Genomic DNA, 21,052 nt, shown 5'->3' with positions numbered 1-21,052 from the left:
AGTTGCGGCATTTCAGGAGTTGCGGCATGAGCGGACACGACGTACCCGGCTCCTGGCTCACCCAGTCGCCCAAGCCCGGCAGGATCGCCGCCTACCTCGGTCTCGCCGTGCTCGGCGCGCTCGTCGGCATCGCGGGCTCCCTGGTCCAAGGCGCTTGGTTCCCGGGCGGGTTGGTGCTCGCGCTGCTCGCCGCGGTGGGGCTGTTCTACGGCTCCCTGCGGGCGACCGAGACGCAGCTCGGGGTCGTCGCGCCCGCCGTCGGCTGGCTGGCGGCGATCGTGCTGCTGAGCATCGGACGTCCCGAGGGTGACGGGGCGTTCGCCGCCGGGATCGGGCCGCTGGTCTACATGCTCGGCGGGATGGCGGTGGCTGTGATGTGCGCCACCATGTCGCGGCCGGCGCAACCGGGCGGCGGGCCCGGCCGACTTGGCAAGTAGGGGGCGGTGGGACCCCCTGGTAGGCAGCAGGTGGGGCGGGCCCTATGGTGGGTCGCCCCTAGGGGTGGGAAGCCACTGAACTGACCATGCCCGTACGGTCGGCGGAATGTCGCTTCCCACAGTCCCGGGGCGTCTGTCTTCGGCGGCCAGTATGGTGGTGCGCGCCGCCGAGCCGCCCGCAGCAGTAGCTATCCAGTAAGAAACGGGCGGCGAAGCCAACCGGGAGAACCTGCTTTGAGTCGTGAAACTGACAGTTCGTCCTCCGGCCCCCAGGGGCGCGGTGGAGCCGCGTACCCCTCGGGAACACCGCCGTACGGATCCCGCCAGTATCCGTCGCTGCATCCCACGCAGGACGCTCCGGACGAGGCCGGCGCGGCTCCCGAGCCGCAGCCGGACGAGCCCAGGACCGAGACCACGCTGACCACCCGCATCCGGATCAACATCCCGGGTTCGCGGCCGATCCCGCCGGTCGTCATGCGTACGCCGATGAGCGAGGCGGACGCCTCCGCGGCTTCGTCGGGCGGCACCCTGGGCGGGTCTTCGGGCGCGTCTTCGGGCGGACGGGACAGCGAGCGTACGGGCAGCACTCCGCGGCCGGACGTGGCGCAGGACGCCGCGGCGGCGGAGCCGCAGGCGGAGGAGAAGCCGCCGACGAGCGACTGGTTCGCGCCGCGCAAGTCGTCCGGCACGAATTCCGGCACGAATGGGGCGGGTCTGTCGGCTTCGGCCGCGCCTGCCGGTCCTTCCGCACCGGCGCCGGCTTCGGGTCCGGGTCAGGGGGCCGCGAACGGCGGCGGTCCCGGGGCCGGTCATCCGTACTTCTCGGACAGTCCGCAGTCCGGCCCGGCTCAGGGCGGACCGGGTGCGCCCCGCTCCGGCAGCTCGCTGAGCGACCTGGCGGCGAACGCCGACAGCACGGCATCCGGTGCGAACGGATTCGCTCCCGGGAACGAAACGCCTCCGCTGGGTGCACGGCCGCCCGCCGGGCCGACGGCGGGCCCGTCGACCGGCAGCATGCCGATCCGCCCGCGTCCGGGCGCCCAGGGCGGTCCGGGTGGTCCCGGTGCGCCTGGGCACGGTCCGGGTGGCCCCGCCGGTCCCGGACAGGGTCCCGCGGGTCCGGGCATCGGCGGTCCCGGTGCTCCCGGTGCTCCCGGTGTTCCTGGTCAGGGGCCTGGTTCCGGCGCGCCCCGGATGTCCGACGACACCGCCGTGCTGACCCCGCAGAAGCCCGCCGGTCCGGCGCCCGATCCCACCGCCGGCCATGTCTCCGGTGACACGCTCACCAGCGGCATCCCCGTCGTGCCCCCGGAGCACCGCACGCCTTCGCCCTTCCCGCCGCTCGGCGCTCCGCAGCACGGCCCCGGCACCGGACCGAACCCCCTCTTGCAGTTCCCCGGCCCGCAGGACGAGGGCGACTTCTCCGCACCGGAGTTCCCTGGCGGCCCGGGCGGTGGCCCCGGCGGCCCCGTGGTGCCCGCCCCGCGCCCCGCCGCGGCCAGGCCCGCCCCTGCCCCCGCGCCCGCGCCCCGCCCCGCGCCCGCTAAGAAGGGCCGCTCCAAGCTGGTGCTCGCCGGCGCCGGAGTGGTCGGCCTGCTCGGCATCGCGTACGGCGCGGGACTGCTGATGAACCACTCCGACGTACCGAAGAGCACAACGGTTCTCGGCGTCGACATCGGCGGCGGTACCAAGGAGGACGCGGTCGGCAAGCTCGACGCCGCCCTCGGCAAGCGCGCCGCCAAGCCCCTTCAGCTCACGGTCGGCGGCAAGAAGGAGCAGCTCGCCCCGGACAAGGCCGGACTCTCCCTGGACAGCCAGGAGACCGTCCGCAAGGCCGCGGGCAGCGACTACAACCCCGTCTCGGTGATCGGCTCCCTCTTCGGTGCCGAGCGCGTCTCCGAACCGGTGATCCTGGTCGACGAGGAGAAGCTGGGCGTCGCGCTCACCGACCTCGCGGGCATCTCGGGATCGGCCACCGAGGGCACGATCAAGTTCGAACCCGGCAAGGCCGTCGCCATACCGGGCAAGGCGGGCCAGGCACTGGACGTCGGCCGCTCCATGATCTCGGTCAAGGACGCCTACCGCGCCCAGGTCGAGACCGGCAGGCCGAACATCGTCGAACTGCCCGTCGCCACCCGCGAGCCGACTGTCAGCCAGACCGAGCTCGACCGGGCGATGAAGGAGTTCGCGGAGCCCGCGATGTCCGACCTGGTCACGATCAAGGCAGGCGGCAAGCAGATCCAGTTCGGTCCGGCCAAGTCGCTGCCGAAGATCCTTTCGATGAAGGCGATCGACGGCAGGCTGGTCGAGGTCTACGACAAGAAGGCGATCGCCGAGCTGCTGGACGGCGTGTTCGAGGGTGTCCTGATCACCAAGGGCGACGGGAAGAAGCACCAGCTCTCCGAGGACGACGTGGCCCAGGCGATGGGGACGGCCCTGCGCGGCAAGACGCCGGCCGAACGCACCGCCACGATCGAGCTCAACCCGAGCTAGCGGCCGACCGCCGTCGTCGCTGAATCAGAGCCCCTGCCCGGTCCCGAGCGGGGGCTCTGCCACATCCAGGGCGGCCTGCGCGCCGCCCGCACGTTCGCGGCACGGCCGTGCGCCGGGCAGGCGTCAGCCGGCGCCGCTCACTCCGGGTGCTACGAAGCGCCGGTGAAGCGGGATGAACCGGGGCTCGGGCTCACCGGTGATGCCGGCTTCCACAACCGCGGGGGCGAGCCGCTCCGCGAAGAAGCGCTCGAAGTCGTCTTGTGAGTTCCACACGTCGATCACGCGCAGAGTGCCGGGCTCGAACCAGGCCACATGCAGGACGGCGCCGTCCGGCGCCTGCTCCTCCCAGCGCACCGCGGTGCGCACCGTGTCGTACTGCTCGGGCGTGACACCTGCCCAGCGCAGTGACAGCACAACAGCCATCGGGAACCCTCACTTCTGTTCGGCTCTGCTCGGCGCCCCTTCGCCAGCAGACCGCCCCGGACCGCAGACCGCATGTCGTCGTACCCCGTTCGTGTCCGACCGTCGCCCGGTTTCTGCGGTTGGCCACGGGTCTGCCCATCCGCCGGACCTCGGCCCGTGATCCTCATAGAATCGCCGGATGAGCGCTCCGGACCTCGACACCCCGCCCGAGGCGAGTGACGCGCTGCAGGTGCTGCATCGCGTCTTCGGTTATGGCTCCTTCCGGGGGAACCAGCAGGAGATCATCGAGCATGTCGTCGCAGGTGGTGACGCGCTCGTGCTCATGCCGACCGGTGGCGGCAAGTCACTCTGCTACCAGATCCCCGCGCTCGTGCGGAAGGGCGTGGGCGTTGTCGTTTCGCCGCTCATCGCGCTCATGCAGGACCAGGTCGACGCGCTGAGGGCGCTCGGGGTGCGGGCGGGGTTTCTCAACTCCACGCAGGATTTCGACGAGCGGCGGCTCGTCGAGGCCGAGTTTCTGGCCGGGGAGCTGGATCTGCTCTATCTCGCGCCGGAGCGGCTGCGCGTCGAGTCGACAGTGCGGTTGTTGGAGCGCGGCACCATCTCGCTGTTCGCCATCGACGAGGCGCACTGTGTGGCCCAGTGGGGGCACGACTTCCGGCCCGACTACCTTGCTCTGTCCGCGCTGCACGAGCGCTGGCCCGATGTGCCGCGGATCGCGCTGACCGCTACCGCCACCGAAGCCACCCATGCCGAGATCGCGTCCCGGCTGAAGCTGCAGGATGCCCGGCACTTCGTGGCCAGCTTCGACCGGCCGAATATTCAGTACCGGATTGCGTCGAAGGACGACCCGAAGCGGCAGCTGCTGGCGCTCCTGCGTGCCGAGCACGGCGGCGATGCGGGGATTGTCTACTGCCTGTCCCGGGCTTCTGTGGAGAAGACCGCCGAGTTCCTGGTGAAGAACGGGATCGAGGCGCTGCCCTACCACGCTGGGCTCGATGCCCGTACGAGAGCCGAGCATCAGGCGCGCTTTCTGCGGGAGGACGGGCTGGTGATGGTGGCGACCATCGCCTTCGGCATGGGGATCGACAAGCCCGATGTGCGCTTCGTCTGCCATCTCGACCTGCCCAAGTCCGTGGAGGGGTACTACCAGGAGACCGGGCGGGCCGGGCGCGACGGGCTGCCGTCCACGGCCTGGCTGGCGTACGGGCTGCAGGACGTTGTGCAGCAGCGGAAGATGATCGAGGGCTCGGAGGGGGACGAAGCACATCGGCGACGGCTCTCCGCGCACGTCGACGCGATGCTCGCGCTGTGTGAGACGGCCGAATGCCGGCGCGTGCAGCTCCTCGCCTACTTCGGGGAGGAGAGCAGCCCGTGCGGCAACTGCGATACGTGCCTGACGCCCCCGGAGTCCTGGGACGGCACCGTCGCCGCCCAGAAGCTCCTGTCGACCGTCGTCCGGCTCAAGCGCGAACGCGGCCAGAAGTTCGGCGCGGGCCAGGTCACGGACATCCTGCTGGGCCGGAAGACGGCCAAGGTCATCCAGTTCGACCACGATGCGCTGAGTGTCTTCGGTATCGGTACGGAGCTGCGCGAGGCCGAATGGCGCGGTGTCGTACGGCAGTTGCTGGCGCAAGGGCTCATCGCCGTCGAGGGCGACTACGGGACGCTCGTACTCACCGGGACGAGTGGTGAGGTGCTGGGAGGGCGGCGCGCCGTCTCGCTGCGGCGCGAGCCCGAGAAGAAGGCGGCGGCGCGGACGGAGAAGCCGTCCAAGAAGCGAGCCCCCGTCGACCTGCCCGAAGAGGCAATGCCCGTCTTCGAGGCGCTCCGCGCTTGGCGGGCCGCCACCGCGAAAGAGCAGGGCGTGCCCGCGTATGTCGTCTTCCACGACGCGACGCTCCGCGAGATCGCGGTCACCTCTCCATCGACCCTGGCGGAGCTCGGCACGCTGAACGGGGTCGGCGAGAACAAGCTGGCGAAGTACGGGCAGCCGATCCTGGACACTCTCGCCGAGGCGGCGAAGGCCCTGTCCGAGTAGCAGCCCCCTTCCCGGGGGCAATCCCGCTGGGACCTGCCGGCTGCTGGCCGCAGACCTGCTGGCCGAGCTCCCTGACGGGCGCGCCGGCGAGACCTACGTAGTGATGCCACCATGAAATGGTGGCATCACAGGCGGGCTCGCCGTACGGCGGAAGCGACTGGGTAGCGGGCCTCAGTGGCGGGGCTACCTGCGCAGCCCCCACCGCGGCCGCCGCCTTCGGGACGCCTGACCTGCGTCGCATCGTCCGACGTGCCTGTGCGGTCCATGGGGTCCCTCCTGCGCGCCGCCCTCTGATACCTCCTGAGAGTCGTGTCGGCGCGCGAGTGTGACACCGGGACTCAGTTCAGCATCGCCCGCGCCGCCCGGGCCCGCCCCTTGATCGCGTCCGCCGCGGTCTGGTCCACCGCCGCCACTACATCCGCGTACGCGTCCAGCTCCGCCGCCCCCATCGCGAACTCCCCGCGCTGTACAAGCAGTTGGGCCCGTTCGTAGCGCAGGCGCGCCGGGTGGCTGGGCAGCAGCAGGGACAGGTCGACCGCCCACAGAGCGACGTCCGACTGTTCCGGTCGGGTCGCCGCCCAGGCGCGGATGTTGTTCAGGATGCGCACCACCACGTCGAGCGGGTCCGCCGGGCTCAGCATCGACGGGTCCAGCGGCGCGCCCGTGGCGCCCGCGACCAGCAGTTCCGCGTCCGGGCCCGTCAGCAGGCGGCCGCCCGCGAAGGGGTCCACGAGGACCTGCTCGTGGGGGTCGCCGAAGCCGACCACGAAGTGGCCGGGCAGGGCGACTCCGTACACCGGCGCTCCCGCGCGGCGTGCCACCTCGATCCAGACCACCGAGAGGAGGATCGGCAGGCCCCGGCGGCGCCGCAGGACCTCGTGGAGCAGGGAGGACTCAAGGCGCTGGTAGTCGCCGGGGGTGCCTCTGAAGTCGCAGCGGCCGCCGAGGAGGTCGGCCAGGGCGGATGCCCACTCGCGGGGGCCGGTCAGACCGAACGGGAGCAGGCCGGCGAGGCGGTCCAGTTCGATCTGGGCCGCGTCCAGAGCCGCCTCGTCCACGGAGGGGTCTGCCTCCGCGCCTACGAGCAGGCACAGCACCGCGAGGTCGGGCCGCCCGGAGCGGGCCTCCTCGGCGAACAGCCGCCGCCGGTCGGCAGGCCAGTCGGCGGGCGGGTCGGGGGATTCGTCGTGCATACGCGATTCGTACCCGCTTACGCAGATCGGAAGTGGTGGTAGCGGTGGTGGGTCGCGAAGCCCATTCCCTCGTACAGCGCACGCGCACCGTCGTTGTCGGACTCCACCTGCAGCCAGGCCGCCGACGCGCCCTCCTCGAGCGCGCGCCGGGCGAGCGCGGTCATCACCGAGGTCGCGAGGCCCTGGCGCCGGTACGCCGGGTCCACCTCCACCGCCATGAAGCCCGCCCAGCGGCCGTCGACCACACACCGCCCGATTGCCGCCGGTGCACCGCCTATGACTCCGGGTACGGATGCGAACCACACAGAGGGGCCGCTCCCCAATACCTTCAGCACATGTGGCCCGGGCACACCGGACCGCTGGTAGCGCTGTAGCCAGGCCTCGTCGACGGAGCGCGCGAGCCGCACCCGCTCCACATCCGCGTCCAGGTCGCCGATCGGGGCCAGCGCCCCGATCCGCACCTCCGCCGAGACCTCGCGCCGCCAGCCGCGCGCCTCGAGCTCCGCGCAGAGCTCCTCCTGCGTGCCCGCCGCCCCGGTCGCGGTCTGCACATACGCGGGCAGGCCCCGGTCCTCGTACCACGTACGCACCGTGGCCAGCGCCTCGTCGAGCGGCATCCCCGGGTCTCCGAGCGGCAGCACCGAGTTGGCCCGCCGGGTGAACCCGGACGACGCCCGCAGCTCCCACTCGCCGAGCCGCTCGCTCTCCACCGGCTGCCAGGCGCGTGCGGTCACCCTCGCGAGCTCCAGGAAATCCGCCGCGGGCCCGCGCCGCCGGGCCGGTGCGGCGGGCACCACCTTGCCCGCGACCAGCGACGATTCCGGAATGCGGACGCTCTCACCGGTCCGGCGTGTGATCAGCAGCACACCTTCGTTCCAGTATGTGAGAACTCCGACCGTGTCGGTGAACTTCGCGGGCACCCCGCCGGAGCCGGTCAGGCGCCTGACTGATACACGTTTGCCCACGTCAGCGGGTGTGATGCGGACCTCGAGCCGTCCGCCGTGGGTGAATTCCACAGGTCTGCGAGCCCCTCCTGTTCGGATCGTCGCCAAGAACGGAGATACTAGGGGCGGGCATCGACGACGCCGCGCTCCCGCGCAATGCCAGCCCTACCGAGGAGGAACGACAGCGTGACCTACGTCATCGCGCAGCCTTGTGTCGACGTCAAGGACAAGGCGTGCATCGAGGAGTGCCCCGTCGACTGCATCTACGAGGGCTCCAGGTCCTTGTACATCCACCCGGACGAATGCGTCGACTGTGGTGCTTGTGAGCCGGTCTGCCCGGTTGAGGCGATCTTCTACGAGGACGACACCCCGGAGGAGTGGAAGGACTACTACAAGGCGAATGTCGAGTTCTTCGACGAGCTCGGTTCTCCCGGTGGTGCTTCCAAGCTCGGCCTGATCGAGCGCGACCACCCCTTCATTGCTGCACTGCCGCCACAGAACCAGTAGTTCCCGCAGTAGACGGCCTGCAGCAGTGCCGCTCCCGGTCCCGTACGGTTCGTCGTCCGTACGGGACCGAGGCCTTTGCCTGACGTACGAGAAAGAGAAGCCAGTGCCCGCAGTCTCTTCGCGCCTTCCCGTCTTCCCCTGGGACAAGCTCGAGCCTTACAAGGCGACGGCGGCGGCCCACCCGGACGGCATCGTGGACCTCTCCGTCGGCACGCCCGTCGACCCCGTCCCCGAGCTGGTCCAGAAGGCCCTCGTCGCGGCAGCCGACTCGCCCGGCTATCCGACGGTGTGGGGGACGGCCGAGCTGCGGAACGCGCTCACCGGATGGGTGGAGCGGCGGCTCGGCGCCGTCGATGTGGCGCACACGAACGTCCTGCCGGTCGTCGGCTCCAAGGAGCTGGTGGCCTGGCTGCCGACCCAGCTCGGTCTCGGCCCGGGCGACAAGGTCGCCTACCCTCGGCTCGCCTACCCGACGTACGAGGTCGGCGCGCGCCTGGCCCGCGCGGAGGCCGCCGTCTACGACGACCCAACGGACCTCGACCCCGCCGGTCTGAAGCTGCTCTGGCTCAACTCGCCCTCCAACCCCACCGGCCGGGTGCTGGCCAAGGACGAGCTGATCCGCATCGTCGGGTGGGCGCGCGAGCACGGAGTTCTGGTCTTCAGCGACGAGTGCTACCTGGAGCTCGGCTGGGAGGCGGAGCCGGTCTCGGTCCTGCACCCGGATGTCTGCGGCGGTACGTACGAAGGCGTCGTCGCCGTCCACTCCCTGTCCAAGCGTTCCAACCTGGCCGGCTACCGCGCCGCGTTCATCGCCGGTGACGAGGCCGTGCTGGGCGAGCTGCTCCAGATCCGCAAGCACGGCGGGATGATGACCCCCGCGCCGGTACAGGCAGCGACCGTCGCGGCGCTCGGTGACGACACGCATGTCACGGAGCAGCGGGCGCGGTACTCCGCCCGGCGCACCGCCCTGCGCACGGCGCTGGAGGGGCACGGCTTCCGGATCGAGCACAGCGAGGCCAGCCTCTATCTGTGGGCGACGCGCGACGAGCCGTGCTGGGACACGGTCGCGCACCTGGCGGAGCTCGGCATTCTGGTGGCGCCCGGCGACTTTTACGGAACGGCCGGGGAGAATTTCGTACGGGTGGCATTCACCGCGACCGACGAACGCGTCGAGGCCGCGGTCAAGCGCCTGGGCTGACGGCGATAGGGCAGCGCAGAACAACGCAGAGAAACGCAGAGAGGGGCCTCGGGAGTTCGCGCTCCCGGGGCCCCTCAGCCGTATCTCCGCCTGTCTCTGCCGATCTCGGCGTATCTGCGTGGACTAGAGCGGGGACTTCACCGGCAGCTGCTCGGTGGGCAGGCCGCTGCCGACGGGCAGGCCGCCGAGCGACTCGGTCGCCGTGCCGGCGGTCTCGCCGCCGAGCGACTCGGTCGCGGTGCCGGCGGTCTCGCCGACGACGTCGGCGGCGTTGCCCGCGGTGTCACCGGCGGCCTCCTTGGCGGTGCCGGGCGCAGACTTGCCGGTCTTGCCGACGGTCTTGCCCGCGGCCGGGACGGTCTTCTTGACCGCTTCGGCGCCGGTCTCGCCCGCGGTGCCGGTGGCCTTCTGCGCGGCACCGTCGACAGTGTTGCCGACGCTGTCCGTGTCGAGGGCGGTCAGGCCGCCGAGCGGGCTCTGGGGAAGTTCCACGGCGCTTGCGGAGCCGGCCGCACCGACCACGGGGGCTGCACCCGCCGCGATGAGCAGCGCGGCACGGGCGATCCGACGGGTCAGGGGGAGGGACATGATGCTCCTTGAGACGAGAAGGACGTTGGTTCGTACGCACTGACAACCGTCTGAAGGGCGGGGGAAGTTGCGGTGCACCAAGGTAAAGAGTTGGTAATGCGTCGCATTATCAGCCCTGGATAAAAATGGACAAACATTCCATTGCGCAGGGGTCTGCTGAACCGTCACTTCCCTTTGTGCGCAAGGGGTTTGATGGATCACTGGCAACGCGTGCGAATAGCCGTCCGGCTTCTCGTCCGAACGTGACTGAAGCGCCTCCTTCGAGGGAGCGCCCGGATTACTGTGCGATGCGAATTCGGACGTTGGGCGCCTCGGAACCCGGCGCGGAACCCGACGCGGCGCCCGTGGAACGCCAGCCCTCGTCGGACTCGCTCGCGCTCCACACCCGGCCCCCGTACGAGATCTCCTCGATGCGCAGCCCCTCCGCCCGCGCCACCGCCCAGTGCGCCAGCTCCCAGCCGCGCTGCGAGGCTCCGCCGCCGTCCGTCCCGACCGTCGACGGCACCGGTACGGCCACCTCCCGCGGGCCGGGCGCTCCCGCCCTGCCCGAGGTCCTCGCCTCCGGCAGCACCTCGGGGCCGAACGCCCGCACCAGCTCCTCGCGCACCTTCGCCGGATCGCCCGGCTCCTCACCCTTGCCCGATTCGCACGTCAGAGCCCCGGTCGCGCGGCCGGTCAGGGCGGCGGCCAGCAGCGTCGCGTCCGGCTCGTGCTTCGCGTACGCCTGCGGGAAACCGCTGCGCTGGACGCGCTGCGCCGCGACGGTCAGCGGCAGCCGCGAGTAGCCCGGGACCTCGGCGAGACGCTCGTAGAACTTCCCGGCGGCGTAGACCGGGTCGAGGATCTGGCGGGTCGTGCCCCAACCCTTGGAGGGACGCTGCTGGAACAGGCCGAGCGAGTCCCGGTCGCCGTGGTTGATGTTGCGCAGCCCCGACTCCTGGAGGGCCGTGGCGAGCGCGATGGTGACCGCGCGCTCCGGCAGGCCGCGGGTGGTGCCGACCGCGGAGATCGTCGCGGCGTTCGCGGCCTGCTCGGTGCTCAGTTCGTACGTGGGGCCCTCGCCCTCGGCCGTACGGACGGTGCAGCGAGGGGCGCCGCCGCCGGTGACGTACTGCACCACGACGTAGCTGATGAGTGCCAGCAGCACGGCGACCGCGGCCGCGATACGCAGGAGGCGGCCGCGCCGGACGGGGGAGGCGGTCTCGGACACGCTGCCCACCGTACTGGAGCCCGCGTTAAGGTCGGAGCCATGCCCGACACCGTGCTTGACCTCACTCTTGATGCTCCGGCGCTCACCGCCCGGCTGGTCGACTTCCGGTCGGTCAGCGGCGAGGAGAAGCCCCTCGCCGACGCGATCGAGCAGGCGCTGCGTGCCCTGCCGCATCTCACCGTCGGCCGGCACGGCAACAACGTCGTGGCCCGTACGAACCTGGGGCGCGCCGAGCGGGTCATCCTGGCCGGGCACATCGACACGGTTCCGATCGCCGACAACGTGCCGTCCCGGCTGGACGAGAACGGCGTGCTGTGGGGCTGCGGCACGAGCGACATGAAGTCGGGCGTCGCGCTCCAGCTGCGCATCGCCGCGACGGTCCCCGAGCCCAACCGCGACCTCACATTCGTCTTCTACGACAACGAAGAGGTCGCCGCACACCTCAACGGTCTGGGACATGTGGCCGAGGCCCATGCCGACTGGCTGAAGGGCGACTTCGCGGTCCTCCTCGAACCGTCCGACGCGCAGGTCGAGGGCGGCTGCCAGGGCACGCTGCGGGTCTTTCTCCGTACGACGGGGGAGCGGGCACACTCCGCGCGCAGTTGGATGGGGTCGAACGCCATTCACGCCGCGGCGCCGATCCTGGCCAAGCTCGCCGCGTACGAGCCGCGACGGCCGGTGATCGACGGGCTTGAGTACCGGGAGGGGCTCAACGCCGTACGGATCGAGGCCGGAGTGGCCAACAACGTCATCCCCGACGAGTGCACCGTGGTGGTCAACTACCGCTACGCGCCCGACCGCAGCGAGGAGGAGGCCCTGGCGCATGTCCACGAGGTCTTCGCGGACTGCGGGGTCGCGGAGTTCGTGGTGGACGACCACACCGGCGGGGCGCTGCCCGGGCTCTCGCACCCGGCGGCGGCCGCGTTCATAGCGGCGGTCGGCGGCACGGCGCAGCCCAAGTTCGGCTGGACGGACGTCTCACGCTTCAGCGCGCTGGGCGTGCCCGCGGTGAACTACGGGCCCGGTGACGCGCTCTTCGCCCACAAGCGGGACGAGCATGTCGCGGTCGACAAGATCACGCACTGCGAGGGCCGGCTCCGGGACTGGCTCACTGTCTGACAACCCCGATTTCACATGTCGTAACGTTCACCGACCTACCCTGACTCAAAGCAACAATGTTCGGCCGGAGGGAGCAGGTCATGGGCAACCCCGAGGGTTTGCGGGCGCTGGAGGAGCAGCGACTGGGACCGGTGCTGCGCCGTAGGGATCAGGTGCAGCCCGGCACCACCGACCAGCGGCTGCTGGACACCGAGGGCGATTCCGAGTGGGTGCACACAGACCCCTGGCGGGTCATGCGCATCCAGTCGGAGTTCGTGGAGGGCTTCGGCGCGCTGGCCGAACTGCCCAGCGCGATCAGCGTCTTCGGCTCCGCCCGCACGGGGCCCGGGACCCCCGAGTACGACACGGGCGTCCGCATCGGCAAGGCGCTGGTCGACGCCGGCTTCGCGGTGATCACGGGCGGCGGCCCGGGCGCGATGGAGGCGGCGAACAAGGGGGCGCGGGAGGCGGAGGGCATCTCGGTCGGCCTGGGCATCGAGCTCCCCTTCGAGCAGGGCCTCAACCCGCATGTCGACATCGGCGTGAACTTCCGCTACTTCTTCGTCCGCAAGACGATGTTCGTGAAGTACGCGCAGGGCTTCGTGGTGCTGCCGGGCGGACTGGGCACGCTGGACGAGCTGTTCGAGGCGCTGACGCTGGTCCAGACCCGGAAGGTCACGCGCTTCCCGATCGTGCTGTTCGGTACGGAGTACTGGAGCGGACTGGTGGACTGGCTCCGGAACACGGTGGTGGCGCAGGGGAAGGCGTCGGCTCACGACCTGCTGCTCTTCCATGTCACGGACGACGTGGAGGAGGCGGTGGCGATGGTGACGAAGGAGACGGGCCACTGACCCGCCGGGGCTCCGCCCCGGACCACGCTCCTCAATCGCCGGAGGGGCTTGATTTCGGGGCCTTGCCCCGGGCCCCGGGCCCCGGGCCCCGAGCCTCAAACGCCGGCGAGGCTTGAGTTTTCGCCGGATGGGCAGAACTTCAAGCCCGTTGGGGGTCCCCCCGGACGAAGTCTGGGGGAGATTGAGGACAACGCCCGAAGGGCGTACCGGGGTCTGGGGCGGAGCCCCGGCTCGGGAAGGGGCGGGTCGGGGAACAGGCCCGCCGCAGGCGCACCGCACCCGCACCGCACCGCCCCCGCCGCTACGACAACCCCCGCCGCGCCACCGCCGGTCCCCGGTGGCCCGCGATCGTCGACACCATGTCCAGCACCTGCTTCGTCTCCGCCACCTCGTGCACGCGATACACCTGCGCCCCCAGCCACGCCGACACCGCCGTCGTCGCCAGCGTCCCGATCACGCGTTCCTTCACCGGCCTGTCGAGCGTCTCGCCGACGAAGTCCTTGTTCGACAGCGAGACCAGCACCGGCCAGCCCGTCGCCGTCAGCTCCCCGAGGCGACGCGTCGCCTCCAGCGAATGGCGCGTGTTCTTCCCGAAGTCATGACCGGGGTCGATCATGATCCCGTCCCGCCGCACCCCCAGCTCCACCGCTCGTTCCGCCAGCGAGAGCGTCACCCGCAAAATGTCCGCCACCACGTCGTCGTACGCGATCCGGTGCGGCCGTGTCCTCGGCTCCGTGCCGCCCGCGTGCGTGCACACCAGGCCCGTGCCGTACCGCGCGGCGACCTCCGCCAGCTTCGGGTCCACCCCGCCCCACGCGTCATTGAGCAGGTCCGCGCCAGCCTCGCAGACCGCCTCGCCCACGTCGTGCCGCCAGGTGTCGACGCTGATCACCACGTCCGGGTGGCGCCTGCGCACCTCGGCCACGAAGCCGACCGTCCGACGTGCCTCTTCCTCGGCCGTCACCTCCTCCCCGGGACCGGCCTTCACCCCACCGATGTCGATGATGGCAGCACCATCTGACACCGCCTGCTCGACGCGGGCGAGGGCCGGCTCGTCGTGGAAGGTCGCGCCCTGGTCGTAGAAGGAGTCAGGCGTACGGTTCACGATCGCCATGATCACCGGCTCGTGCGCGTCGAATTCGCGCCGTCCCAGCCGCAGCATCCGCTGTTTCCTCCTCAGGTCGTTCGCCTGCGACCCTAACTGTCAGAGTCCCGTGGCACGATCAGCACCGGACAGTTTCCGCTTGGGGAGAGGCTCGCTCGTGTTCTTGTTCTTGCTGATCGCGATGGTCGTGGTCGTCGCCGCGGTCACCCTCGCTGTGGTCGGCGGCGGCGACAGCGCGGCCCTGCCAGAGGTGGCGCCCGAGCAGCTGGTCGACCCGCTGCCGGCCACCCGCCCGGTCGGCCGTGCGGACGTCGAGGCGCTGCGGCTGCCGGTCGCGCCCCGCGGCTACCGGATGGCGGACGTGGACGATGTGCTCGGCCGCCTCGGCGCCGAGCTCGCCGAGCGGGACGCGCGCATCGCCGAACTGGAGTCCGCGCTGGCCGGCGCGCAGGCCACCGCTGTGGGCAGGGGCGACCTGTTCACCAAGCCCGGCGAGGAGCCCGAGCGGTGACCGGCGGTGTCGCACCGGGCCCCGACGGGAAGCTGCGCTGCCCCTGGGGTCTGTCCACGGACGACTACGTCACGTATCACGACGAGGAGTGGGGCCGCCCCGTCCACGGCGACGACGCGCTCTTCGAACGTCTCTGCCTGGAGGCCTTCCAGTCGGGCCTGTCCTGGATCACCATTCTCCGCCGGCGCGAGGGCTTCCGCCTCGCCTTCGACGGCTTCAAGATCGCTTCTGTCGCGGAGTTCACCGACGCCGACGAGGAGCGCCTCCTCGCCGACGCCGGGATCATCCGTAACCGAGCCAAGATCGAGGCGACCCTCGCCAACGCGCGCGTGCTCGCCGGCTGGTCCCCCGGCGAGCTGGACACGCTGATCTGGTCGTACGCCCCCGACCCGGCGGCGCGGCCCGCTCCACGCACGATCGCCGACGTCCCGGCCGTAACGGACGAGTCCACCGCGCTGTCCAAGGCCCTCAAGAAGCGCGGGCTGCGCTTCATAGGACCGACGACGGCGTACGCGCTCATGCAGGCGTGCGGCCTTGTCGACGACCACCTGAGCGGCTGCGTCGCCCGCCGGGCGAGCGCCTGGCCCGCTCCCAGCCCGCGCCTGGCTCGCTCCTAGCGGCCGAGGTACTCCGGCTTCTCCTTGGCGATGAAGGCCTGGACCGCGATCGCATGGTCCTCGGACGAGCCCGCCCTCGCCTGCAGCTCGTCCTCCTTGTCGAGCGTCTCGCCGAGCGTGTGACCGGCGCCGTAGGCCAGGGACTCCTTGATCGCCGCGTACGCCACGGTCGGTCCTTCGGCCAGCGCCCGGGCCACCGCGGCGGCCTCTGCGGCCAGGTCGTCAGCGGGGACCAGCTTGTTCGCGATGCCCAGCTCGTAGGCCTCCTGCGCGGAGAACGAGCGCGGGAAGAGCAGCAGATCCGCGGCCCGGCTCTGGCCGATCAGCCGGGGCAGCGTCCACGACACCCCGGAGTCGGCGCTCAGCGCGACGCCCGCGAAGGAGGTCGTGAACTTTGCGGTGTCCGCGACGACCCGGTAGTCCGCGGCGAGCGCAAAGCCGAGGCCCGCGCCCGCGGCCACGCCGTTGACCCCGGCCACGACCGGCTTCGGCATCTCGGTCAGGGCCCGCACGATGGGGTTGTAGTGCTCCCGCACGGTGTTCATGGTGTCGCCGCTGCCGGACTCGCGGGCGGCGAGGAGGGTCCCGATGTGCTCCTTGAGGTCCTGGCCCACGCAGAAGGCGCGCCCGGACGCGGTGAGCAGTACCGCCCGTACGGAAGGGTCGGCGGCGGCTGCCCGGGCCGAGTCCCTCAGAGCGACTTTGGCCTCGGTGTTCATCGCGTTCATGGCCTCGGGCCGGTTGATCGTGATCGTCGCGAGTCCGTCGCTCACCTCGTACAGCACGGAGTCGGCCATGGCAGGGTCCCCTTTGCGGCTCTGACGTTGGTGTTCAGGCGTGTTCAGGGCCCAGCATGGCGGAGATCGCCGGGGGCGAACATGTGACCTGCGTCAAACAATCTTCGCGCCCGGCCGGGCGCGCGGTGGCGAAGTATCGCAGGCGGATCGCCGAATTGAGTGGTTTTGAGAGAGCGCGTTGCGCAAGCGATGCCGACTGATGTTGGTCATCGGGTCCCGCCATGCGGGATAATGACCTGGAAGCAATGTGTTCGATGCCGGTGACACCTGGGTTGTCGGCTGCGATGAGCTGGTTTCAGGAAGGGGAACGAGCATGGCGGCCATGAAGCCGCGGACGGGCGACGGCCCGCTCGAGGTGACCAAGGAGGGGCGGGGCATCGTCATGCGCGTTCCGCTCGAAGGCGGCGGTCGGCTTGTGGTCGAGCTGACTCCGGACGAAGCCGATGCCCTCGGCGACGCTCTGAAGAAGGTCGTCGGCTGACGCGGAAGCGCCCACACTTTTCACTGCCCCGGCACTTCGGTGCCGGGGCAGTGCTGTGTTCCGGATCGGATGCGTAACGAGCGTGGCAGCGGCCGCGTCGGCGGGGGCGGATACGGGCTCAGCCGCGGCGGACCGCGCAGAGCAGGCCGTCGCCCACCGGCAGCAGCGACGGCAGCAGCTCCTGGCTCTCCCGTACCGCGCGCAGCAGCTCCCGCAGACGCAGCACCTCCGCCGGCTGGGCCGCCGAGTCGACCGTGCGGCCGTCCGCGAATACGCCCTCGAAGCAGACAAGACCGCCAGGTCGCAGCAGGCGCAACGATTCAGCGAGATAGTCCAGCGACTCCGTCCGGTCGCCGTCGCAGAAGACGAGGTCGTAACCGCCGTCCGCCAGCCGCGGAAGTACGTCGAGCGCGCGGCCGGGGATGAAGCGCGCCCGGTTCCCGGCGAAGCCCGCCGCGCGGAAGGCCTCCTTGGCGAACTGCTGGCGGTCCGGCTCCGGGTCCACCGTGGTCAGTACGCCGTCGGGCCGCATCCCGTGCAGCAGATAGATCCCGGAGACACCCGTCCCCGTACCGATCTCGGCCACCGCTTTCGCGTCGGCGGTGGCAGCCAGCAGTCGCAGCGCGGCGCCGGTGCCTGGCGACACCGAGGGGAGCCCTGACTCCCGGGCCCGGTCACGGGCCCAGCGCAGCGCGTCGTCCTCGGCGACAAAGGCGTCGGCGAACGCCCAGCTCGTCTGCCGGTTGGCGGTAATGACCCTCTCCTGTCCCCGTAGTGGCGCGACGCTGACTGTATCCGCTGCGCCCGGGAACCCGCGGATGGGACCAGGCGTTATGAAGGGACAGGGGGAAGCGCATGGATCAGGACCAGAAGCAGGACCCAAATTCGCGTAAAGATTCTTATCCGGAGCTAACGGGCGAGGTGGCTATGGTAGGGGCTCCGCTGGACACCACCAGAGCCGACAGGGGAGGTGCGGCTGCACCTGCGGATCGGAGAGGAGTGCTGAGGCGCTTCCTCAGGTCGGCGGGTGAGCCGAGATCCGTGACCGACATTGCTGACCGTTCCCGCTCCACTGACTCCGCAGCTACCGCGACCTTCGCATCGGATGCGGAATCGCAGGCGTGGACGCCTCCCACCTGGGAGGAAATCGTCAGCACGCACAGCGGCCGGGTCTACCGCCTCGCCTACCGGCTGACGGGCAACCAGCACGACGCCGAGGACCTCACCCAGGAGGTCTTCGTGAGGGTCTTCCGCTCGTTGTCGACGTACACGCCGGGCACCTTCGAGGGCTGGCTGCACCGCATCACCACGAACCTCTTCCTGGACATGGTCCGCCGCAAGCAGCGGATCCGTTTCGACGCGCTCGCCGACGACGCCGCCGAGCGGCTGCCCAGCCGCGAGCCGTCCCCGCAGCAGGTCTTCAACGACACCCACTTCGACGCCGATGTGCAGCAGGCGCTGGACACCCTCGCGCCGGAGTTCCGCGCCGCCGTGGTGCTCTGTGACATCGAGGGGCTTTCGTACGAGGAGATCGCCGCGACCCTGGGCGTCAAGCTCGGCACGGTCCGCAGCCGGATCCACCGCGGCCGGTCCCATCTGCGCAAGGCTCTGCAGCACCGTTCCCCCGAGGCACGTGCCGAGCAGCGCTCGCTGGCGGGTGTGGTCGGCCTGGCAGGGGAGGTCGGACCGGCGTGAGTGGCTCAAGCCCCACCCCTGCGGAGCAGCATCTGGGGGACCGGCTCGCCGCGCTTGTCGACGGCGAGCTCAAACACGACGTCCGGGACCGGGTGCTGGCTCATCTGGCGACCTGTCCCAAGTGCAAGGCCGAGGCGGACGCCCAGCGCCGCCTGAAGAACGTCTTCGCCCACACCGCGCCGCCGCCGCCCTCCGAAGGGCTGCTCGCGCGGCTCCAGGGGCTGCCCGCAGGGCCCGGAGGCGACGACGACGGCCGGGGTGGACCTTTTGACGGGGGGCGGCTCGGTGGCGACGGGGTGTTCGGAGCGCTGAGCCCCTCGTCGGGACGGGGCCGGGACTCCGGCGACTCCCGTACGCAGACGTTCGGATACGTTCCCGCGGGCGCCCACGCGACCGTCCTTCCCGGCGGTTCCGGCAGCGGCTTCCGAATTCATGACGTGGGGCGTACGGAAGCGGAGCGTTCGCCCTGGCGCGGGCGGAGGTTCGCCTTCGCGGCGGCCAGCGCCGTGTCGTTCGCGGCGATCGCCCTCGGCGGGGCACTGCCGCTCGACGCCTCGGTCCAGGCCGGACCCAGGGGCGAGGGCGCGGGTCGCAACGTCACGCCGCTGCGGGCCGCGACCCCGACCGCGGGCGCCACCGGCGCGAACACCGGGGCGGGCAACCTCAGGAGCACCGAGACCGAGCGCCGTCGCACCGGGGGCAACGGCCTGGTCAGGTCGGACAACCGCCCCGTCGTCGCAGGGGCGCCCAGCCTGCTGGCCCCGGCGCCGTTGAACCCCCCGTTCTCGGCCCCGATGCTGACCGACGCTTCGTACTCCCCGCCGCTGATACGTCCGACGGGCTCGGCATTCCAGCTCGCCACCGCCCCCGGGCTCACCCCGAGCGCCACACCTGTCCCCACGCATCTCGCTGCCCCGACCCAGTCCGCTCTGCCCCTGTCGTCCCGGCGCTGAGCAGGACTCTGCGCGGAGATTCGCAAACCTGGTTGAATCTTCGGAGGGGTGCCCCGCGGGGGTGCGCAGTGGCCGGCAGTTTGCGGGGAGAGCATGGACGACGGGAAGCCCACCGGACCGAAGGCGAAGTGGTGGAGCCGGCCCAGCGCGGGACGTGCGACCCAGCCCGAGCCCGAGCCGGAGGCGCAGGAGCCGGTGTCGGAGGGTGTGCCGGTTCCGGTTCCGGTGCCTGAGGACGCCGCGGTGGCCGCGGACACCGAGGTGACGGCCGAGCTGCCGCCCACGCCGGCGCCGGGCAGGCCGCAGCCGCTGCACGAGGCCGACGAGTACAGCACCCCGCCGTACGGCGGACCTGGGCCGTGGGCGCCCGCACCTCCCGTACAGCGGCCGATGCCGACCCCGGCGCAGGGCACTCCCGTACCGCCGCAGTACTCCGCGACGCCGAACGGCACCGCGCCGGGCACCGCACCGCGAACCGGCGGCGGGTACGCCCCGCCGCCCCAGCCCCATGCGCCGGTGCCCCATGCGCCGGTGCCCCATGCGCCGGTGCCCCATGCGCCGGTGCCCCAGGCGCCGCAGCCCCAGGCGCCCCAGCCGCATGCCCACCAGCCCCACACCCAGCTGCCGCAGCCCCCGACCTCCCATTGGCTGCAGTACGACCCCTGGAGCGCGCCAGGTCAGCCGCTGACCCATCCCGGTGAGCCCACCAGGAAGAAGCGCGGGCGCGGATCGCTGCTGGTCGGGGCGGTCCTGCTGGCGCTCGTCGCAGGCGTCATCGGCGGTGGCATCGGCGCGTACGTCGAACGCAACGGCGGCATCACCCAGGTCGAACTCCCGCAGGCATCCAAGGACAACGGCAACCGCCCGCCCGACAGCGTCGCGGGCATCGCCGCAAGCGCGCTGCCGAGCGTCGTCACGCTGCATGTCAGCGGCGGGGGCGAACAGGGCACCGGCACCGGCTTCGTGCTCGACCAGCGGGGCCACATCCTGACCAACAACCATGTCGTCGACCCGGCGGGCTCGGCCGGCGACATCTCCGTCACCTTCAGCGGCGGCGAGACCGCCAAGGCGACGCTCGTCGGCAAGGACAGCGGCTACGACCTCGCCGTCGTCAAGGTGTCCGGCGTCTCGGGCCTCAAGCCGCTGCCCCTGGGGAACTCCGACAGCGTCCAGGTCGGCGACCCGGTCGTCGCCATCGGCGCACCCTTCGACCTCCAGAACACCGTGACCTCCGGCATCATCAGCGCCAAGGAGCGCCCCATCACCGCGGGTGGCGAGAAGGGCGACGGCAGCGATGTCAGCTATGTCGACGCGCTGCAGACCGACGCCCCGATAAACCCCGGCAATTCGGGCGGTCCGCTGGTGGACACCAAGGCCCGGGTCATCGGCATCAACAGCGCGATCCGCGCAGCGGACAGCGGCGCGGGCCCCGAGGGCGGCCAGGCCGGCTCCATCGGACTCGGCTTCGCGATCCCCATCAACCAGGGCAAGCGCGTCGCCGAAGAGCTGATCAACACCGGCAAGGCCACCCACCCGGTGATCGGCGTCAGCCTGGACATGAAGTACACCGGCGACGGCGCGCGTGTCGGCGAGAAGGGCAAGGACGGCAGCCCTTCCGTCGCTTCGGGCGGCCCTGGCGCCAAGGCGGGGATCAAGCCGGGCGACATCATCACCAAGGTCGACGGCCAGCGGGTGCACAGCGGCGAGGAGCTGATCGTCAAGATCCGCTCGCACCGCCCGGGCGACCGGCTGGAGCTCACCCTGGTCCGCGGCGGCAATGAACGGACGATGACGCTCACGCTCGGCTCCGCGGACGGCACATGACGGACAGCGGAACGCCGACGAGGCCGGTCCCGGCACCGGCCGTCGGAAGGTACCGTGCGGACAGTTCCGGCGGGTACCGTGGATCG

At 71.2% G+C, this 21,052-nt stretch carries 21 protein-coding genes; 13 read left to right on the top strand and 8 right to left on the bottom strand.

Annotated elements, in window-relative coordinates:
• Window positions 1-26: 26 nt before the first annotated feature.
• Together ACZ3H8_RS07590 and ACZ3H8_RS07585 are read left to right on the top strand one after the other, a co-directional pair.
• Window positions 27-437, top strand: a complete 411-nt coding sequence (locus ACZ3H8_RS07590; protein ID WP_467398675.1) for a DUF6113 family protein — start codon at window positions 27-29, stop codon at window positions 435-437.
• Window positions 438-671: 234 nt separating this feature from the next.
• Entirely contained in the window at window positions 672-2,930 is a 2,259-nt protein-coding gene (locus ACZ3H8_RS07585; RefSeq protein ID WP_467398672.1) for a peptidoglycan binding domain-containing protein, read from the top strand.
• A gap of 123 nt (window positions 2,931-3,053) precedes the next feature.
• Here ACZ3H8_RS07585 and ACZ3H8_RS07580 read toward each other — a convergent pair whose 3' ends face one another.
• Window positions 3,054-3,353 carry a hypothetical protein gene (locus ACZ3H8_RS07580; RefSeq protein ID WP_467398669.1) on the bottom strand — a complete coding sequence of 100 codons (300 nt, stop codon included), beginning with the start codon at window positions 3,351-3,353 and terminating at the stop codon, window positions 3,054-3,056.
• Between the two features lie 178 nt (window positions 3,354-3,531).
• Here ACZ3H8_RS07580 and recQ point away from each other — a divergent pair, with 178 nt between their 5' ends.
• Window positions 3,532-5,394 carry a DNA helicase RecQ gene (gene recQ, locus ACZ3H8_RS07575; protein ID WP_467398666.1) on the top strand — a complete coding sequence of 621 codons (1,863 nt, stop codon included), beginning with the start codon at window positions 3,532-3,534 and terminating at the stop codon, window positions 5,392-5,394.
• A 338-nt stretch (window positions 5,395-5,732) separates the two neighbouring features.
• On the opposite strand, the gene ACZ3H8_RS07570 is transcribed toward recQ, so the two are convergent.
• Window positions 5,733-6,587 carry a transglutaminase family protein gene (locus ACZ3H8_RS07570; protein WP_467398664.1) on the bottom strand — a complete coding sequence of 285 codons (855 nt, stop codon included), beginning with the start codon at window positions 6,585-6,587 and terminating at the stop codon, window positions 5,733-5,735.
• 17 nt (window positions 6,588-6,604) lie between these two features.
• Complete coding sequence (locus ACZ3H8_RS07565) at window positions 6,605-7,603, bottom strand: GNAT family N-acetyltransferase (RefSeq protein WP_467398661.1); 999 nt, start codon at window positions 7,601-7,603, stop codon at window positions 6,605-6,607.
• 114 nt (window positions 7,604-7,717) lie between these two features.
• Between ACZ3H8_RS07565 and fdxA the strand changes: the two genes are divergently transcribed.
• Together fdxA and ACZ3H8_RS07555 are read left to right on the top strand one after the other, a co-directional pair.
• Window positions 7,718-8,038, top strand: a complete 321-nt coding sequence (gene fdxA, locus ACZ3H8_RS07560; RefSeq protein ID WP_018089397.1) for a ferredoxin — start codon at window positions 7,718-7,720, stop codon at window positions 8,036-8,038.
• Between the two features lie 103 nt (window positions 8,039-8,141).
• Complete coding sequence (locus tag ACZ3H8_RS07555) at window positions 8,142-9,236, top strand: bifunctional succinyldiaminopimelate transaminase/glutamate-prephenate aminotransferase (protein WP_467398659.1); 1,095 nt, start codon at window positions 8,142-8,144, stop codon at window positions 9,234-9,236.
• A gap of 123 nt (window positions 9,237-9,359) precedes the next feature.
• Here the strand turns inward: ACZ3H8_RS07555 and ACZ3H8_RS07550 are convergent, their stop codons facing one another.
• Together ACZ3H8_RS07550 and ACZ3H8_RS07545 are read right to left on the bottom strand one after the other, a co-directional pair.
• The gene (locus ACZ3H8_RS07550) at window positions 9,360-9,824 is read right to left on the bottom strand and encodes an ATP-binding protein (protein WP_467398657.1); all 465 of its coding nucleotides are present in this window, start codon (window positions 9,822-9,824) and stop codon (window positions 9,360-9,362) included.
• 277 nt (window positions 9,825-10,101) lie between these two features.
• Window positions 10,102-11,034, bottom strand: a complete 933-nt coding sequence (locus ACZ3H8_RS07545; protein WP_467398654.1) for a VldE C-terminal domain-containing protein — start codon at window positions 11,032-11,034, stop codon at window positions 10,102-10,104.
• 39 nt (window positions 11,035-11,073) lie between these two features.
• Here ACZ3H8_RS07545 and dapE point away from each other — a divergent pair, with 39 nt between their 5' ends.
• Entirely contained in the window at window positions 11,074-12,153 is a 1,080-nt protein-coding gene (gene dapE, locus ACZ3H8_RS07540; protein WP_467398652.1) for a succinyl-diaminopimelate desuccinylase, read from the top strand.
• An 80-nt stretch (window positions 12,154-12,233) separates the two neighbouring features.
• Complete coding sequence (locus tag ACZ3H8_RS07535) at window positions 12,234-12,983, top strand: LOG family protein (protein ID WP_467398649.1); 750 nt, start codon at window positions 12,234-12,236, stop codon at window positions 12,981-12,983.
• Between the two features lie 301 nt (window positions 12,984-13,284).
• Here the strand turns inward: ACZ3H8_RS07535 and folP are convergent, their stop codons facing one another.
• On the bottom strand, window positions 13,285-14,145 hold the full coding sequence (gene folP / locus ACZ3H8_RS07530; protein ID WP_467398647.1) for a dihydropteroate synthase: 861 nt from the start codon (window positions 14,143-14,145) through the stop codon (window positions 13,285-13,287).
• 100 nt (window positions 14,146-14,245) lie between these two features.
• Between folP and ACZ3H8_RS07525 the strand changes: the two genes are divergently transcribed.
• Entirely contained in the window at window positions 14,246-14,599 is a 354-nt protein-coding gene (locus ACZ3H8_RS07525) for a DivIVA domain-containing protein (protein ID WP_307661301.1), read from the top strand.
• The gene (locus ACZ3H8_RS07520) at window positions 14,596-15,216 is read left to right on the top strand and encodes a DNA-3-methyladenine glycosylase I (RefSeq protein ID WP_467398644.1); all 621 of its coding nucleotides are present in this window, start codon (window positions 14,596-14,598) and stop codon (window positions 15,214-15,216) included. The genes ACZ3H8_RS07525 and ACZ3H8_RS07520 overlap by 4 nt, the downstream gene beginning before the upstream one ends.
• On the opposite strand, the gene chcB is transcribed toward ACZ3H8_RS07520, so the two are convergent.
• On the bottom strand, window positions 15,213-16,013 hold the full coding sequence (gene chcB / locus ACZ3H8_RS07515) for a 2-cyclohexenylcarbonyl CoA isomerase (protein WP_467398642.1): 801 nt from the start codon (window positions 16,011-16,013) through the stop codon (window positions 15,213-15,215). The two genes, ACZ3H8_RS07520 and chcB, sit on opposite strands and share 4 nt — an antisense overlap.
• A 313-nt stretch (window positions 16,014-16,326) precedes the next feature.
• Between chcB and ACZ3H8_RS07510 the strand changes: the two genes are divergently transcribed.
• Entirely contained in the window at window positions 16,327-16,494 is a 168-nt protein-coding gene (locus ACZ3H8_RS07510; RefSeq protein WP_003966491.1) for a DUF3117 domain-containing protein, read from the top strand.
• 118 nt (window positions 16,495-16,612) lie between these two features.
• Here ACZ3H8_RS07510 and ACZ3H8_RS07505 read toward each other — a convergent pair whose 3' ends face one another.
• Complete coding sequence (locus ACZ3H8_RS07505; RefSeq protein WP_467399934.1) at window positions 16,613-17,314, bottom strand: O-methyltransferase; 702 nt, start codon at window positions 17,312-17,314, stop codon at window positions 16,613-16,615.
• Window positions 17,315-17,421: 107 nt separating this feature from the next.
• Here ACZ3H8_RS07505 and sigE point away from each other — a divergent pair, with 107 nt between their 5' ends.
• From sigE to ACZ3H8_RS07490, 3 genes are all read left to right on the top strand, one after another.
• Window positions 17,422-18,189: an RNA polymerase sigma factor SigE gene (gene sigE / locus ACZ3H8_RS07500; RefSeq protein WP_307661298.1), complete on the top strand. Its 768-nt coding sequence runs from the start codon at window positions 17,422-17,424 to the stop codon at window positions 18,187-18,189.
• Window positions 18,186-19,142 (top strand): anti-sigma factor family protein, encoded by a 957-nt coding sequence (locus tag ACZ3H8_RS07495; protein WP_467398639.1) that lies wholly within the window; start codon window positions 18,186-18,188, stop codon window positions 19,140-19,142. The genes sigE and ACZ3H8_RS07495 overlap by 4 nt, the downstream gene beginning before the upstream one ends.
• Window positions 19,143-19,235: 93 nt before the next feature.
• Complete coding sequence (locus ACZ3H8_RS07490) at window positions 19,236-20,966, top strand: S1C family serine protease (protein ID WP_467398637.1); 1,731 nt, start codon at window positions 19,236-19,238, stop codon at window positions 20,964-20,966.
• Window positions 20,967-21,052 lie beyond the last annotated feature (86 nt).

The sequence above is a fragment of the Streptomyces sp. NPDC002868 genome (assembly GCF_055563295.1).
This window is presented reverse-complemented; position numbering and strand designations above follow the sequence as displayed.